We start from the raw sequence: 13,324 nt of genomic DNA, 5'->3' as shown, positions 1-13,324 counted from the left end.
GGCGCCGGGCCGGGCCCGGCCCGCTCGGATCCCGGGGGCTCAGATCCTGGGGTGCGCGGGCACGCGGGTGACCTCCTCGATCTCGTGCGCCGCCTTGCCGAGGAGCTGACGGGCGAGGTCGTTGAGCGCCCTGGCCGCCGCGAGTTCCTCGCCGACCCGTTCCTGCTCGGGGTCGGAGGGATGCCGGTTGGCGTGGCCGTGCGACCGGACCTCAGTGCCGTCCGGGAGGCGGAGCAGCGCGGCGGCCTTCGTCCGCGCGCCGTCCTCCCGGAAGTCCATCTCTATGTGCCATCCGACGAGGGTCTGCATGACGGAACACCTCCAGCGGTCCCGGTGTCTCCTTCCAGCGTGCTCCCTATCGCGGAAGTACTCCACCAGGGTGACGATGGAGCCAAAGGAAATCGGTCCACGCCACAAGGAGGCGCCGTCATGACCACCGCACTGGACATCATGCACCCCGGCGCCATGTGCGTAGGGGAGCGCGAGAGCCTCACCGACGCGGCCCGGATCATGCGCGAGCAGGACATCGGCTCGCTGCCGATCTGCGGGGACGACGACGTGCTGGTCGGCATCGTCACCGACCGGGACATCGTGCTGAAGTGCGTCGCCGAGGGACGCGACCCGGCCGAGGTCACCTGCGGCGAGCTGGCCATGGGCCGGCCGCAGATCATCGAGGGGGACGAGCAGATCGACCGGGTGCTGGAACTGATGGAGGAGTACCGGGTGCGCCGGCTGCCGGTGATCGACCATCCCGCGCACCGCCTCATCGGCATGATCAGCGAGGCCGACGTGGCCCGCCACCTGCCGCAGGAACGGGTCGCCGAGTTCGTGTCGGCCGTCTGCTCGGACTGACCCACGGCCGTGTGGACGGGGCGGTCACGGCCGCCCGATCCGGGCGAGCGCCTCGTCCACGCTCGGCACCGGCCGGAAGGCCTTCAGCAGCCCGGTGGCGTGCAGGACCCTGAGGGTCGGGGGCCGGGCGCAGACGAACTGCACCCGCCCGCCGTTGCCGTGGACCCGGCTCCGTACGCGGCACAGCGCGGCGAGTCCGGAACAGTCGATGACGTCGACCGGCCCCAGGTCGACGACGAGGTCCGTGCGGGGGGCGCGGGTCAGCGCGTCGAGCAGCGGAGTGATCTCGATCGCCGCCACGATGTCGATCTCCCCGCTGAGTTCGACCACGACGCACCCGTCGGTCGTGCGGGTCCGCAGGTACGGGCTCACCGGAGCATGAGATCACCGGGCCGATGACCCGACCAATGCGTCAAGGTCCACTTCACTCGATCGAGTGAGATCTGTGAAAAGCTGCAAAACCCCTGTTCAGAGGGGCCGCCGCGGCACCCGGTGGGTGCCGCCGGGCACGCTCAGATGTCGCGGAGGACGGCGTTCAGCCGGTCCCTGGTGGCCTCCGGGGAGAGGCAGTCGGCGCGGAGCTTCGCCATGACGACGCGGTACTGGTCGACCTCCTCGCGCTTGTCGATGTACATCGCCCCGGTGAGCTGCTCCACGTAGACGACGTCCGGCACGTCGGACTCCGGGAAGGTCAGCTGGGTGAAGGTACCGCTGGCCCCGGCGGAGTACCCGGTGAACTCCAGCGGCAGCAACTGCACCGTCACGTGGGGGTGCTCCGAGACCTCGGCCAGGTGCGCGACCTGGGCCCGCATCACCTCACGCCCGCCGAACCTGCGCAGCACGACGGCCTCGTCCATCACCGCCACGATCTCCGGGGCGAGTTCCGAGCCGAGCAGCTTCTGGCGCTTGTGCCGCAGGTCCAGCCGGCGTTCCACCTCGTCGGCGGGGGCGTCCGGGTGGCCCAGCTCGATGACGGCGCGGGTGTATTCGTCGGCCTGCAGCAGTCCGTGCACGAACTGCGTCTCGAAGGACCGGATGACCGAGGCGGACTCCTCCAGGCCCACGTAGGTCTGGAACCACTGCGGCAGGACGTCGCCGAAGCCGTGCCACCAGCCGGCGACGTTGGCCTCCCGCACCAGCCCGAGCAGCCCCGTGCGCTCGGCGTCGTCGGTGATGCCGTAGAGGGTGAGCAGATCGGCCACGTCGCGCTCCTTGAAGCTCACGCGCCCGAGCTCCATGCGGCTGATCTTCGACTCGGACGCGCGGATGGAGTAGCCGGCTGCCTCACGGGTGATGCCCTGCGCCTCGCGCAGCCTGCGCAGCTGCGAGCCCAGGAGGATGCGGCGCACCATGGATCCGCTTCCTGACTGCACTGTGGTCATTTGCGCCTACCTTCTCCCCGTGGCATCCAGCAGTCTGCCATCTTCGCGCTGCGTTCAGTACTCGATCGGTCACGCTCGATCGTCACTTCCGCACCACCCGCCCCGTGTCATGCAAATGCACGTGCATCCGCCCCTTGCATCGGCCACCGGCCGTACGGGACGATGACGTACGTGCCGATACCGGGTGGTGCGCATGTGGACTGAGAGCTCGGCCGGGGTGCAGCCCTTATGGGACGGGCTGGTTCCGGAGCGCCTTTCGTCGTCGAGCGCCACCTCCTGCCCGCTGCCGCCCCGGTACGAAGCGGTCGGTGACGCACGAAGATTCGCGCGGACGACGCTGCACGCCTGGCAGCTCGAGGAGCTCCAGGACGGCATCGAACTCGTCGCCTCCGAACTGGTGACCAACGCCCTGCGCTACGCACTGCCCGAGGACGCGGCCCACGGGTGCGTCAGGCTCAGCCTGGTCAGATGGTCAACGCGCGTAGTCTGCGCGGTCCGTGACCCGAGCAACCACGGACCCGTCGCCAAGGCCCCCGACTTCGTCGCCGAGTCCGGACGCGGGCTGCACCTGGTGGAGTCCTTCAGCGAGACCTGGGGCTGGCATCCCCTGACCGGCACGGGAAAGGTCGTCTGGGCCCTCTTCCGCATGCCCGGACAGGACGACGGCACGTCCCGTTGAACCGTGCCGGGGACGACCGGGGTCAGTTCGCCACGAAGTGATCGAACTCCCCGTTCTTCATCCCCACGATGAGGGATTCGATCTCGTCCTTCGTGTATATCAGCGCCGGTCCGTCCGGAAAACGCGAATTGCGCACCGCCACGTCGCCGTCCGGAAGCGCGGCCAGTTCCACGCACTGACCGTTCGCATTGCTGTGCCGGCTCTTCTGCCACACCACTCCGCGGAGATCGGACGCGGCCATGCCGTTGTACGTGTGGCGCATGCTTCTCTCCAGGTAAGTGCCGTGCAGGACACGGGAGATGATAGCCAGAGACGTAGTCACGTGCATCTGCACGTGCAAGTGCACGTGCAGTCACTCAGGGTGAATGCAGCGGCCAATGAAGGGCCAACGAACCGCCCGACGGAATTGCTCCCACCGTATGCGACGGCCCCGTCCGGGAATCGGATTCCCGGCCGGGGCCGTTTAATGCGGAGCCGCCCGCGGCGGCCGCCGTCACTCCTGACCGGCGGGAACGGTGCCGAGCCGGCCCGCCTTGAAGTCGTCGAAGGCCTGGGCGAGTTCGGCGTGTGTGTTCATCACGAACGGGCCGTACTGCATCATCGGCTCACGGATCGGCAGCCCGCCCAGAAGGACGACCTCGAAGTTCGGGCTGCGCGTTTCCTGGGACTCGTCGGCGCGGATCGTGAGGGAGTCGCCGCGCCCGAAGACGACGGCCTGCCCCATGCGGAAGGGCCGGCCCTCCGGGCCCGCGGTGCCGCGGCCGGCCAGGCCGTACGCGAGGGCGTTGAAGTCCGCGCGCCAGGGGAGCGTGAGCTCCGCGCCGGGGTTCACCGAGACGTGCAGCATGGTGATCGGGGTGTGCGTGGCGCCCGGGCCCTCGTGGCCGTCGATGTCGCCGGCGATGATCCGGATGAGCGCGCCGCCGTCCTCCGACGCCAGCAGCTTGACGCTGCCGCGGCGGATGTCCTGGTACTTCGGCGCGATCATCTTGTCCTTGGCGGGCAGGTTGACCCACAGCTGCAGACCGTGGAACAGGCCGCCGCTCATGACCAGCGCCTCGGGCGGGGTCTCGATGTGGAGCAGCCCGCTGCCGGCCGTCATCCACTGCGTGTCGCCGTCGGTGATGGTGCCGCCGCCGCCGTGGGAGTCCTGGTGGATGAACGCGCCGTCCATGATGTAGGTGACGGTCTCGAAGCCGCGGTGCGGGTGCCAGGGCGTGCCCTTGGGCTCTCCGGGCGCGTACTCCACCTCACCCATCTGGTCCATCATGATGAACGGGTCGAGGTTCTTGTAGTCGATGCCCGCGAAGGCACGGCGGACGGGGAAGCCCTCCCCCTCGAAGCCGCTGGGGGCGGTGGTCACCTGCAGTGCACGCCGCCGTACCGCGTCGGCGGGGGCGTGGACGCGCGGCAGGGTCAACGGGTTCTCGACGGTCACTGCGGGCATGGCCTGGATCCTCCTCGTATTGTTCAACGTTCAACATAGTTGAACGCTGAACTTCCCGCAACCGTTCCCCGGCCTTTGTCCGGTTTCCGTGGGGTGCGGCGGGATCAGCCGTACATCCGCCGCATGGTGAACTCCACCATCTGCTCGACCGCCTTGGCGTCGAACACCATCCGGTGCTCGCCCTCCATGTCCAGCACGAAGCCGTAGCCGGTCGGCAGCAGGTCCAGCACCTCGGCGCCCATGATCACGAAGTACTTGGACTCCTTGCCGGCGTAGCGGCGCAGCTGCTTCAGCGAGGAGAACATGGGGATCACCGGCTGCTGCGTGTCGTGCAGCGCCAGGAAACCGGGGTTGTCGCCGCGCGGGCAGTAGACCTTGGACGTGGCGAAGACCGCCTGGAAGTCCTCCGCCGACATCGAGCCCGTCGTGAAGGCGCGGACCGCGTCCGCCAGCGAGGGCGGTGACGGCTCGGGGTAGCTCGCACCCATCGCGGCCCCGCCCATCGGCGGCGCCGCCCCTGCCATCCCGTTCTGGTCGTAGCCGTACACGGCACACAGCGTATCGGGCCGCTAGGCCCGGACGGGAGCCTCATGGAGTTCGAACCAGATCGCCTTGCCCTCGCCCAGCGGATCCACGCCCCAGGCGTCCGACATCTCCTGCAGGAGCAGCAGTCCGCGCCCGGAGGCCGCCAGCTCGCCCGGGGTGCGGCGGTGCGGCATGTCGTCGCTGCGGTCGGTCACGTCGACCCGCAGCCGCCGGACACCCGGAAAGCCGAGCAGCTGCGCGCCCAGCACCGCGTCGTCGTCGGTGTGCAGCAGCACGTTGGTGACCAGTTCCGACACCAGCAGCACGGCCGCGTCCACCTGTTCCCCGGACGTCCAGTCGTGCAGCAGCGCGCGGACCTCCTCCCTGGCCGCCCGCAGCTGCCGGGCGTCGGTCTGGGCGACGGTGAGCGCACTGCGCCGCACCGGGACCTCGCCCCGCGTCCCGACGGGGTCGCGGCGCACCAGCAGCAGCGCGATGTCGTCCTCGCGGCGGTCGGCGAGCGGGCCGGTCAGATGGTGCGAGGCCGGCCCGTGCACCGCCTCCACGAGCGTGTCGGCGAGTGCCTCCAGCCCGTCGTCGACCGTGTCCTCCAGCACCGAGCGCACCCGCCCGAAGCCGGTGTCCAGGTCGTGGCCCCCGGTCTCGATCAGGCCGTCCGTGCAGATCAGCATCGTCTCGCCGGGCTCCAGGGTGAGCCGCGTGGTCGGGTAGTCGGAGTCGGGCACGACCCCCAGCGGGAGCCCGCCGGCCGTCCGCCGGACGATCGTCGTACCGTCCGCCAGCCGCACGACCGGGTCCAGATGGCCGGCCCGTACCACGTCCAAGGTGCCGCTCGCCGGATCGAGCTCCATGTAGAGGCAGGTGGCGAAACGGCTGTCCTCGCTCTCCTCGGAGCAGTGGGTGAGCCCGGCCAGGAAACGGGAGGTCCGGGACAACACCGCGTCCGGGCGGTGCCCCTCGGCGGCGTACGCGCGCAGCGCTATGCGCAACTGCCCCATCAGCCCCGCCGCCCGCACGTCGTGGCCCTGCACGTCCCCGACGACCAGCGCGGTGCGCCCGGACGGCAGGTCGATCACGTCGTACCAGTCGCCGCCCACCTGCAGCCCGCCGCCGGTCGGCACGTAGCGGGCGGTCAGCGCCATCCCCTCGACGGCCGGCCGCCGTCCCGGCAGCATCGCGCGCTGCAGGCCCGCGGACAGCTCCCGTTCGGACTCGTGCAGATGCGCCCTCGACAGCGCCTGGGCGAGCATCCGGGCGACGGTGGTCAGCACCGACCGCTCGTCCGCGGTGAAGGCGACGCGTTCCCGGAAGGCAGCCATCCACGCGCCGATCGTGCGGCCCGCGGCGACCAGCGGCAGATACGCCCAGGACGACCGCCCGAAATCCCGCACCATTGGCCACGTGGCCGGGAAGCGCTCCTCGTACGCCCGCGGGCTCGGCAGGTAGACCGCACGGCCGGTGCGCACCACGACCGCCGCCGGGTACTCCGTGCCGAGCGGCATGTCCAGGAAGGGCACCTCGTCGCCGGGCTGCTGCCCATGGAACCCGATGGCGCGGAGCCGGTCACCCTGGACGCCGAAGACGGCGAGGCGGTCGGGGGAGAACCCCGGCATGGACAGGTGGGCGGCGACGCGGAGCACCTCCTCGGTGCTGTCCGCCTCCGCCAGCGCCCGGCCCGCGTCCAGCAGGAAGGCCTCGCGGGACCGCCGCCAGTCCGCGGGCGCGGCGGGTGCCGTCCCGGTGGGCCGGGTGCCGCTGATCGCGCGTACCGCGGGCGCCTCCTGCAGCGTCCCGACGATCTCCTGCGGCCGGCCGTCCGCGGAGGGGAGCCCGAAGGTGCGCATCACGACCGTGCGGACGACCCGTCCGTCCTCGCGGACCACGCGCAGCGAAGACTCGGTGGAGGTGCCCTCGGCCACCGCCAGGGCGACCGCCGCCGACATGTCCACGTAGTCGGAGGCGTGGTAACAGGCCCGGGTCACCCCTGAGTGGACCCTCTGCGGCCGGGGCGGAAGTCCGAGCAGCCCGGCGCACACGGCGTCGAGCTCCACCATGTCCGTGGCGCTGTCCCAGCGCCAGACGCCCGTGCCGAGCGAGGCCAGCACGTCCTCGATGCGCATTCGCATAGTTTATGGTTTTTCGAGGCTTTCATCCGAATGGGGTCGGGCGCGCGTACCCCCGTAGACTGGGGAGGCCTCATCCCCGAATTTCAGACGACTTGGATGAACGATGCATCGGTACCGGTCCCACACCTGCGGTGAGCTGCGCGCCACCGACGTAGACGCGGAAGTGCGCCTGAGTGGTTGGCTGCACAATCGCCGGGATCTGGGCGGCATCCTGTTCGTCGATCTCCGGGACCACTACGGGGTGGTCCAGCTGGTCGCCCGGCCGGGCACGCCCGCGTACGAGGCGCTGAGCCACCAGTCCAAGGAGTCCGTGCTGCGCGTCGACGGCCGCGTCGTCGCCCGTTCGGAGGAGAACGTCAACCCCGACCTGCCCACCGGCGCGGTCGAGGTCGAGGTCACCGAGCTGGAGGTGCTCGGCGCCGCCGACCAGCTGCCGTTCCCGGTCTTCCCGGAGGACAACGCCAACGAGGAGATGCGGCTCACCAACCGCTTCCTCGACCTGCGCCGCGCCCGCATGCACCGCAACATCATGCTGCGCACCCAGGTCATCAGCTTCCTGCGCCGCGAGATGACGGCGCTCGGCTTCAACGAGCTGGCCACCCCGATCCTGTCCGCGACCTCGCCCGAGGGCGCGCGCGACTTCCTGGTGCCCTCCCGCGTGCACCCCGGTACCTTCTACGCGCTCCCGCAGGCCCCGCAGCAGTTCAAACAGCTGCTGATGATCGCGGGCTTCGACCGCTACTTCCAGATCGCGCCCTGCTTCCGCGACGAGGACAGCCGCGCCGACCGCTCGCCCGGCGAGTTCTACCAGCTCGACGTCGAGATGAGCTTCGTCGAACAGGAGGACGTCTTCCAGGTCATCGAGAAGGTCATGACCGACCTCTTCGAGGAGTTCGGCGGCGGCCGCCACGTGACCTCCCCGTTCCCGCGGATCCCGTTCCGCGAGTCGATGGTCAAGTACGGCAACGACAAGCCCGACCTGCGTGCCCGCCTGGAACTGGTGGACGTCTCCGCGGTCTTCGCCGACTCCGGCTTCAAGGCCTTCGCCGGCAAGCACGTCCGCGCCCTGCCGGTGCCGGACACCGCCGAGCAGCCGCGCAAGTTCTTCGACAACCTCGGCGACTACGCCGTCGAGCAGGGCGCCAAGGGCCTGGCCTGGGTCCGGGTCGGCGACGACCTCACCCTCACCGGCCCGATCGCCAAGTTCCTCACCGAGGACGACGTCAAGGCGCTGCTCGCGGCCGTCGACGCCAAGCCGGGCCACGCGATCTTCTTCGGCGCGGGCGAGTTCGACGAGGTCTCCAAGATCATGGGCGCCGTCCGGGTCGAGGCCGCGAAGCGGGCCGGCCAGTTCGAGGAGGACGTCTTCCGCTTCTGCTGGATCGTCGACTTCCCGATGTTCGAGAAGAACGAGGACACCGGTCAGGTCGAGTTCTCCCACAACCCGTTCTCCATGCCGCAGGGCGGCCTGGAGGCGCTGGAGACCAAGGACCCGCTGGACATCCTGGCCTGGCAGTACGACATCGTCTGCAACGGCGTGGAGCTGTCCTCCGGCGCCATCCGGAACCACGAGCCCGCGATCATGTACAAGGCCTTCGAGATCGCCGGCTACGACCGGGACACCGTCGAGCACGAGTTCGGCGGCATGCTCCGCGCCTTCCACTTCGGCGCCCCGCCGCACGGCGGCATCGCCCCGGGCGTCGACCGCATGGTCATGCTGCTCGCGGACGAGCCCAACATCCGCGAGACCATCGCCTTCCCGCTCAACCAGAACGCCCAGGACCTGCTCATGGGCGCCCCGAGCCAGGTCGACGAGGCCCGCCTGAAGGAGCTGCACCTCGCGCTGCGGCTCCCCCCGGAGAAGAAGGCCTGACGGCCCGCACCACGTCGTGACGCCGAGGGGCCCGGAACCATGCGGTTCCGGGCCCCTCGGCGTCCGCCCGCGTCCCGTGCCGCCCCGCCGGTCCGGTCCCCGTCAGCCGACGACCTCGACCGCGCAGCGGATGCCGGAAGCCCGGGCCATCCGCCCGTCGGTCGTGAGGAGCGGGCAGCCGTACGCCTCCGCAGCGGCCACGTACGCCGCGTCGTACGCCGTGAGGTTGCCTCGGAGTTCCCAGACGCGGGGCAGCAGAACGCGGGTCATCGGGACAACGGGGTCGAGCCCGCAGAGTGCCTCCACCGCGTCCGCGGCATGACCTGCCGTGATCTTTCCGCTGAGCAGATTGCCCCGGATCACGGACATCACTTCGATCGTCCAGTGCTGTGGCGCGATCCACCGGTCGTCCTCAGCCAGGGCGCTTCGGCAACGCTCACCGGTCGTGCCTTCGTCCAGGAGCGAAAAGGCGAAGACCGAGGCATCGACGACGATCACTCGTCGCCTCCCGGCACACCGAGTTGCGCGTCCCGCTCGGCCCTCGCCGTACGCGACACGTCCATGACGTCGCCTTCGGCGAGCCGGGTGCCGTACGCGGACCGCGAGAACCGCTCGAGGACGGCCAGGTTGTCCCTGCGTCGCACCTCGTCGCGCACGAGGTCGAACAGGTATGCCTGAAGCGACTGGCCGCGTTCCTCCGCTATGGCCGCAAGGCGGTCGCGAAGTTCCTCGGGAACGTCACGGATCTGGAGAGCAACCATACGGACAGTGTCGCACGCCTGCATGCACATGTGCATGCAGGCGCACGGCGGAACGTCGGGCGGCCGCCCGCTCAGCCGTCCAGGGCGACGAGGGCGACGACCGGGTGGGCGGGGTCGCTGTCGTCGACGGCGACGCCGCGGCTGTAGGCGCCGTGCGCCGCCGCCGCGGGGACGTGGTCGCCGGCGTAGCGGGCGTTCGCCAGGCCACCGGCGGCGCGGCGGCAGGGGTCGGCGGGGGGCTCGCCCACGCGCAGCGCCTGGACGTCGGGGCCGAGCGCGCCGAAACCGGAACCGGAGAGGAACCCCTCCAGGCCGTCGGCCGTCGTACGGAAGCTCAGTTCGAGCTCGTGCGCGCCGGACAGCCCGCCGCCCTGCGCGAGGTAGTGCACGTCCCGCCGGTCGTCCGGCAGCCGCAGGCCGAAGCGCCGGGCGGCCGCCTCCAGCGTGACGTTGCTGCCGCGGCACGCGCCGTCCGCGTCCGGGGCCGCGCCGGAGCGGCGGTCGCCCGAGCCGGTCAGCGAGACGGCGAGGATCACCCCGGCCACCAGCAGGACCAGGGTCAGGCCCACCGCCAGGATCAGCACCAGTGGGGACCTGTCCCTGGCCTCGGTGGGCATCAGGCGGCCTCCGGCTCCCCGCCGAAGCGCTCGCGGTAGGACTCCAGGTCCTCCTCGGTGATCTTCGCGAAGAGCACCGGCGGGACGGTGAAGGACGTCCCGGCCGGGACGGCGGCCAGGGCGCGGGCCTCCTCGGGGGTGACCCAGACCGCGGTGTCGTCCGCCAGGGCGAAGGCACCGCGCATCGCGGCGGCCGTGGCCGGGATGAAGGGCTCGGAGACGACCGCGTAGAGGTGGATCAGGTTCATGGCCGTGCGCAGGGTCAGGGCGGCGCCGTCGGCGTCCGTCTTGATCTCCAGCCAGGGGGCCTTCTCCTCCAGGTAGGAGTTGCCGGCGCTCCACAGGGCGCGCAGGGCCTGCGCGGCCTTGCGGAACTGCAGGTCCTCCATGTGCCGCTCGTACTCGGCGAGGAGCTCCGCGATCTGCTCGCCCAGGCGCCGCTCGGCCTCCCCCGCCTCCCTGCCCGCGGGCACCTCGTCGCCGAAGCGCTTGCGGGAGAAGGACAGCACCCGGTTGACGAAGTTGCCGAGGGTGTCGGCGAGGTCCTTGTTGACGGAGGCCGCGAAGTGCTCCCAGGTGAAGGAGGTGTCGTCGGACTCGGGCGCGTTCGCGATCAGGAAGTAGCGCCAGTAGTCGGCGGGCAGGATCCCGAGGGCCGCGTCGGTGAAGATGCCGCGCCGCTGCGAGGTGGAGAACTTGCCCCCGTAGTAGGTGAGCCAGTTGAAGGCCTTGACGAAGTCGACCTTCTTCCACTTGTCGCGGGTGCCCAGCAGGGTGGCCGGGAACATCACGGTGTGGAAGGGGACGTTGTCCTTGGCCATGAACTCGGTGTAGCGGACCTCGGTGTCGACGTCGTACCACCAGGAGCGCCAGTCGCGCGGCTCGCCGTCGGCGGCGGCGGCGTCCGACCACTCCTTGGTGGCGCCGATGTACTCGATCGGCGCGTCGAACCAGACGTAGAAGACCTTGCCCTCGGCCGCCAGGTCCGGCCAGGTGTCGGCCGGCACCGGCACGCCCCAGTCCAGGTCGCGGGTGATCGCGCGGTCCTGGAGGCCCTCGGTCAGCCACTTGCGGGCGATGGAGGAGGCGAGCGTCGGCCAGTCCTTGCCGTGCTCGTCGACCCAGGCCTCGACCTCGTGGGAGAGCTTGGACTGGAGCAGGAAGAGGTGCTTGGTCTCGCGGACCTCCAGCCGGCTGCTGCCGCTGATCGCGGAGCGCGGCTCGATCAGGTCGGTCGGGTCCAGGACGCGGGTGCAGTTCTCGCACTGGTCGCCGCGGGCCTTGTCGTAGCCGCAGTGCGGGCAGGTGCCGACGATGTAGCGGTCGGGCAGGAAGCGCTCGTCGTCCAGGGAGTAGACCTGGCGGATGGCGCGCTCCTCGATGAAGCCGTTCTCTTTGAGCTCCCGGGCGATGGCCTGGGTGATCTCCCGGTTCTGCGGCGAGGAGCTGCGGCCGAAGTAGTCGAAGGAGAGTGCGAAGCCGTCGTAGACCGCCTTCTGCGCGTCGTGCTGCTGGGCGCAGAACTCGGCGACCGGGAGCCCGGCCTCCTGCGCGGCGAGCTCGGCCGGGGTGCCGTGCTCGTCGGTGGCGCAGATGTAGAGGACCTCGTGGCCGCGCTGGCGCAGGTACCGGGAGTACACGTCGGCCGGGAGCATGGACCCCACCATGTTGCCCAGGTGCTTGATCCCGTTGATGTACGGAAGGGCGCTGGTGATGAGGTGTCGAGCCATTGCCGGCTGCTCCCAAGTCGCTACTGTGGGTGAGGATTTCCTCTACGGACCGTCAATATCGTATCCGACCGCGACGGTCCACCCGTTCGCCTTTTCCGGCATGCGGACAGCGGACCCCCCGTGATCCGCTGGACGGGTGGACGCGCCCCTTCTGCCGGCCTCCGCGCGACGGACGGCCGCGTGGTGCGGCGTCGTGCTCCTGGTGGCCGGGGTGGGCGCGCTCGCCGTCTGGCTCGTCGTCACCTTCGCGGCGGTGGTCACGCCCGTCCTGCTGGCCCTGCTGGGCAGCGCCCTGCTGGGCCCGCTCCACCGGAGGCTGCGGGCCGCACGGGTGCAGCGGTCGCTGGCCGCGGCGCTGACCTGCGTGGTGCTGGTGCTGTTCGTGGCCGGCGCGGGGTACGTCGTGGTGCACAGCCTGCTGGACACCGGCGACGAGATCGTGGCCTCGCTCAAGGACGTGGCCCGCAAGGTGCTGCCGCGCCTGGGCGCCACGGGGACCTCGCTGAACGACACCATCGACAGCCTCAAGTCCTTCGCCACCAAGTACGGGGCCCGCGCGGCCTCCGGCGTGGTGTCCGGGATCAGCATCGTTGGCCAGGTGATCGCGACCGCGGTGCTGGCGCTGCTGCTCACCTTCTTCTTCCTGCGCGACGGCGCCCGCTTCCCCCGCCTGCTGCGCGACGCCGCACCCGGCCGCACCGGGCCGCTGCTGGAGCGGATCGCGCGCCGCTCCTTCGGGGCCGTCGAGGGCTTCATGCGGGGGACGACGGTCATCGCGCTGATCGACGCCACGCTGATCGGCATCGGCCTGCTGATCCTGGGGGTGCCGGGGGCGGTGGGGCTGGCCGCGCTGGTCTTCGTCGGCGCCTACATCCCGTACCTGGGGGCGTTCATCTCGGGCGCGGTGGCGGTGCTCGTCGCCCTCGCCGACCGGGGGTGGGTGATCGGCGTCTGGGCGCTGGGGGTGGTGCTGGCGGTGCAGGTGCTGGAGGGGCACGTGCTGCAGCCGATGGTGCAGAGTCGCACGGTGCAGATGCACCCGGCCGTCGTGCTGCTGGCGATCACCGCGGGGGCGAGCCTCGCGGGCATCCTCGGGATGCTGCTGGCGGTGCCGATCACGGCGGCCGCCGTAGGGGCCCTGGACGAACTACGGCGCCAGGAGCCGGACGTTCCTCCAGAAGTCGAAGGCCCTCCGTCACGTCCGGCCGGATAGGGGTTGTTTTTATTACCCGCGGGTAGCATCATTACCGACTGGTAAGTGATAAAGCTGCGAGGACTGCGCACCCTTCCCGCCGTCCGACCGACCCCGAC

The 13,324-nt window shown here is 70.6% G+C and carries 15 protein-coding genes; 4 read left to right on the top strand and 11 right to left on the bottom strand.

The window, feature by feature from the left end:
• Nucleotides 1-39: 39 nt before the first annotated feature.
• Nucleotides 40-309, bottom strand: a complete 270-nt coding sequence (locus tag ACFZAU_RS10510) for a DUF1876 domain-containing protein (protein ID WP_018559126.1) — start codon at nucleotides 307-309, stop codon at nucleotides 40-42.
• 120 nt (nucleotides 310-429) lie between these two features.
• Here ACFZAU_RS10510 and ACFZAU_RS10505 point away from each other — a divergent pair, with 120 nt between their 5' ends.
• Complete coding sequence (locus ACFZAU_RS10505) at nucleotides 430-852, top strand: CBS domain-containing protein (protein WP_499599403.1); 423 nt, start codon at nucleotides 430-432, stop codon at nucleotides 850-852.
• A gap of 24 nt (nucleotides 853-876) precedes the next feature.
• Here ACFZAU_RS10505 and ACFZAU_RS10500 read toward each other — a convergent pair whose 3' ends face one another.
• Together ACFZAU_RS10500 and ACFZAU_RS10495 are read right to left on the bottom strand one after the other, a co-directional pair.
• Complete coding sequence (locus ACFZAU_RS10500) at nucleotides 877-1,224, bottom strand: STAS domain-containing protein (RefSeq protein ID WP_500551822.1); 348 nt, start codon at nucleotides 1,222-1,224, stop codon at nucleotides 877-879.
• A 140-nt stretch (nucleotides 1,225-1,364) separates the two neighbouring features.
• A complete protein-coding gene (locus ACFZAU_RS10495; RefSeq protein ID WP_500551821.1) occupies nucleotides 1,365-2,234 on the bottom strand; it encodes a Sco1979 family transcriptional regulator in 870 nt (289 codons plus the stop codon).
• 193 nt (nucleotides 2,235-2,427) lie between these two features.
• Here ACFZAU_RS10495 and ACFZAU_RS10490 point away from each other — a divergent pair, with 193 nt between their 5' ends.
• Nucleotides 2,428-2,913, top strand: coding sequence for an ATP-binding protein (locus ACFZAU_RS10490; RefSeq protein WP_499599399.1), 486 nt, complete (start codon nucleotides 2,428-2,430; stop codon nucleotides 2,911-2,913).
• Nucleotides 2,914-2,935: 22 nt separating this feature from the next.
• Here the strand turns inward: ACFZAU_RS10490 and ACFZAU_RS10485 are convergent, their stop codons facing one another.
• The 4 genes from ACFZAU_RS10485 to ACFZAU_RS10470 all read right to left on the bottom strand — a co-directional run bounded on the left by ACFZAU_RS10485 (nucleotide 2,936) and on the right by ACFZAU_RS10470 (nucleotide 7,026).
• Nucleotides 2,936-3,175 carry a DUF397 domain-containing protein gene (locus ACFZAU_RS10485; RefSeq protein ID WP_499599398.1) on the bottom strand — a complete coding sequence of 80 codons (240 nt, stop codon included), beginning with the start codon at nucleotides 3,173-3,175 and terminating at the stop codon, nucleotides 2,936-2,938.
• A gap of 231 nt (nucleotides 3,176-3,406) precedes the next feature.
• A complete protein-coding gene (locus tag ACFZAU_RS10480; RefSeq protein WP_500551820.1) occupies nucleotides 3,407-4,360 on the bottom strand; it encodes a pirin family protein in 954 nt (317 codons plus the stop codon).
• 104 nt (nucleotides 4,361-4,464) lie between these two features.
• Entirely contained in the window at nucleotides 4,465-4,908 is a 444-nt protein-coding gene (locus ACFZAU_RS10475) for an SseB family protein (protein ID WP_500551819.1), read from the bottom strand.
• A 21-nt stretch (nucleotides 4,909-4,929) separates the two neighbouring features.
• A complete protein-coding gene (locus ACFZAU_RS10470) occupies nucleotides 4,930-7,026 on the bottom strand; it encodes an ATP-binding SpoIIE family protein phosphatase (protein ID WP_500551818.1) in 2,097 nt (698 codons plus the stop codon).
• Nucleotides 7,027-7,135: 109 nt separating this feature from the next.
• On the opposite strand from ACFZAU_RS10470, the gene aspS reads away from it, so the two are divergent.
• Nucleotides 7,136-8,905 carry an aspartate--tRNA ligase gene (aspS, locus tag ACFZAU_RS10465; RefSeq protein WP_500551817.1) on the top strand — a complete coding sequence of 590 codons (1,770 nt, stop codon included), beginning with the start codon at nucleotides 7,136-7,138 and terminating at the stop codon, nucleotides 8,903-8,905.
• A 102-nt stretch (nucleotides 8,906-9,007) separates the two neighbouring features.
• Here the strand turns inward: aspS and ACFZAU_RS10460 are convergent, their stop codons facing one another.
• The 4 genes from ACFZAU_RS10460 to metG form a co-directional block, all read right to left on the bottom strand.
• On the bottom strand, nucleotides 9,008-9,403 hold the full coding sequence (locus ACFZAU_RS10460; protein WP_500551816.1) for a type II toxin-antitoxin system VapC family toxin: 396 nt from the start codon (nucleotides 9,401-9,403) through the stop codon (nucleotides 9,008-9,010).
• Nucleotides 9,400-9,666 carry a hypothetical protein gene (locus tag ACFZAU_RS10455; protein ID WP_500551815.1) on the bottom strand — a complete coding sequence of 89 codons (267 nt, stop codon included), beginning with the start codon at nucleotides 9,664-9,666 and terminating at the stop codon, nucleotides 9,400-9,402. The genes ACFZAU_RS10460 and ACFZAU_RS10455 overlap by 4 nt, the downstream gene beginning before the upstream one ends.
• A gap of 71 nt (nucleotides 9,667-9,737) precedes the next feature.
• Nucleotides 9,738-10,283 carry a hypothetical protein gene (locus ACFZAU_RS10450; protein WP_500551814.1) on the bottom strand — a complete coding sequence of 182 codons (546 nt, stop codon included), beginning with the start codon at nucleotides 10,281-10,283 and terminating at the stop codon, nucleotides 9,738-9,740.
• Nucleotides 10,283-12,013, bottom strand: a complete 1,731-nt coding sequence (gene metG / locus ACFZAU_RS10445) for a methionine--tRNA ligase (protein WP_500551813.1) — start codon at nucleotides 12,011-12,013, stop codon at nucleotides 10,283-10,285. The genes ACFZAU_RS10450 and metG overlap by 1 nt, the downstream gene beginning before the upstream one ends.
• Nucleotides 12,014-12,149: 136 nt before the next feature.
• Between metG and ACFZAU_RS10440 the strand changes: the two genes are divergently transcribed.
• Complete coding sequence (locus ACFZAU_RS10440; protein WP_500551812.1) at nucleotides 12,150-13,226, top strand: AI-2E family transporter; 1,077 nt, start codon at nucleotides 12,150-12,152, stop codon at nucleotides 13,224-13,226.
• Nucleotides 13,227-13,324: the final 98 nt, after the last annotated feature.

Origin of the sequence: Streptomyces sp. NPDC008238 (assembly GCF_042956445.1) — a bacterium.
GTDB lineage: Bacteria > Actinomycetota > Actinomycetes > Streptomycetales > Streptomycetaceae > Actinacidiphila.
This window is presented reverse-complemented; position numbering and strand designations above follow the sequence as displayed.